The organism is Mesorhizobium sp. M4A.F.Ca.ET.090.04.2.1, from assembly GCF_003999085.1.
Classification (GTDB): domain Bacteria; phylum Pseudomonadota; class Alphaproteobacteria; order Rhizobiales; family Rhizobiaceae; genus Mesorhizobium.
The window spans coordinates 1-216 of the sequence record NZ_RZOT01001053.1 but is presented as its reverse complement, the minus strand read 5'-3'; the positions used below and the strand labels follow the sequence as shown (position 1 = coordinate 216).

1 protein-coding gene is annotated in these 216 nt (G+C 68.1%); it reads right to left on the bottom strand.

Annotated elements, in window-relative coordinates:
* Nucleotides 1–216 (bottom strand): VCBS domain-containing protein (locus EN781_RS33990; protein WP_145965853.1); only part of this gene is annotated, 216 nt, incomplete at both ends.

Below are 216 nucleotides of genomic sequence, written 5' to 3'. Positions count from 1 at the left end.
AGGTCCAGTTGCCGGCGGCATCGATGGTGAAGCTGCCGTAGCTGGTGCTGCCGCTGTCGGCCTGGAAGACGTTGTCGGCGTTGTCGACGTCGCTTGCCGTCAGCGAGCCGATGGCGGTGACCGGGGCGTCGGCGCCGTCCTCGTCGACCGCGCCGCTGGTGGTGCCGTCGATGATGGCGGCGTCGTTGGTGCCGGTGATGGAGATGGTGATCAGCT